This window comes from Micromonospora sp. AMSO1212t (genome assembly GCF_008868145.1).
Lineage (GTDB): Bacteria > Actinomycetota > Actinomycetes > Mycobacteriales > Micromonosporaceae > Micromonospora > Micromonospora tulbaghiae.
In genome coordinates this window covers 1-1,252 of the sequence record NZ_WBKS01000251.1, presented here as the reverse complement: position 1 = coordinate 1,252, position 1,252 = coordinate 1, and the positions used below count along the sequence as shown (strand labels likewise).

Below are 1,252 nucleotides of genomic sequence, written 5' to 3'. Positions count from 1 at the left end.
GTCGATGACGGCGGCGAGCACGACGCGGGGTTCGTCGCGGAGCAGGACGAGTCCGCCGCCGGGGCCTGGTGCGTAGATGGGTGAGCGGACGGGGGCGGCGCGCAGCCGGGTGACCTGCCAGGAGCGGACGGGGTGGCGGCTGATCAGGCCGATGCCGTAGAGGGGTTCGCCGTGGCCGTCGTCGTCGTGGGTGAGGGGGCGGAACTGTTCGCCGGGGGTGCCGACGACGGCGGCGGCGAAGCGGTGGTGGTCGGCGTGCAGGGCGCGGGCGGCCACCGCGGTGAGGTCGAGTTTGCCGCTGCGGGTCTGGTCGCGGTCGACTTCCTGGAGGGCGAGGACGTCGGCGTCGAGGTCGGTGACGGCGGCGGTGAGCCGGTCGGGGTCGACGAGCCCGTCGGTGAGGGAGCGGCCGTGCAGCAGATTGAAGGTGGCCAGGCGCACCTGGACACCCTACGTCGTCGTGGGAGTCTTGCCGGGTGCTGAAACTGTTGTGCTGTTCGATGCTGGTGTTCGTGGCGGTGGGGTCGGTCGGGGTGTGGTTGCGGCGTCGCCGGGGGCGGTGAGGCTGGCCACAGGTGGTCTCGTCGCTGGTGGTGGCGTGGGCAGAATGCGGCGGTGGATGCCCTGTCGTTGACGACGTTGCTGACCGCTGCCCTTCTGGCCGGGTGGGTGGACGCGGTGGTGGGCGGCGGCGGTCTGTTGTTGTTGCCGGCGTTGCTGGTGGCGGCGCCGGGTGTGCCGGTGGCGACGGCGTTGGGCACGAACAAGCTGGCGGCGATCTTCGGTACGTCGACGGCGGCGGTGACGTACGCGCGGCGCACGAAGCTGGACTGGGCGGTGGCGGGTCCGGCGGCCGGGTTGGCGGTGCTGACGGCGGGGTTGGGTGCGGCGTTGGCGGGGGCGGTGCCGGGCAGCGCGTACCGGCCGGTGGTGCTGGTGGTGCTGGTGGCGGTGGCGGTGTTCGTGCTGGCGCGGCCGTCGCTGGGTGTGGTGGCGTCGCCGCAGCGGCGTACCCCGAAGCGGGTGGTGGTGGCGGTGGCGGTGGCCGGTTTGGGCATCGCCCTGTACGACGGGTTGATCGGGCCGGGTACCGGGACGTTCCTGGTGCTGGCGTTCACGGCGATTCTGGGTTCGGATTTCGTGCACGCCTCGGCGATGGCGAAGGTCGTGAACGCGGGCACGAATCTGGGTGCGCTGGTGGTGTTCGGGTTGACCGGGCACGTGTGGTGGACGCTCGGTGCGGCGATGGCGG

At 72.4% G+C, this 1,252-nt stretch carries 2 protein-coding genes; one reads left to right on the top strand and one right to left on the bottom strand.

Going from position 1 to position 1,252, the window contains the following annotated elements; all coding sequences use genetic code 11:
* On the bottom strand, positions 1 to 441 hold a 441-nt coding region (locus F8279_RS29655), incomplete at its 3' end, for an endonuclease/exonuclease/phosphatase family protein (RefSeq protein ID WP_192580802.1).
* Between the two features lie 228 nt (positions 442 to 669).
* On the opposite strand from F8279_RS29655, the gene F8279_RS29650 reads away from it, so the two are divergent.
* Positions 670 to 1,252: TSUP family transporter (locus F8279_RS29650; protein ID WP_255474310.1), on the top strand; the 583-nt coding region annotated here is incomplete at its 3' end.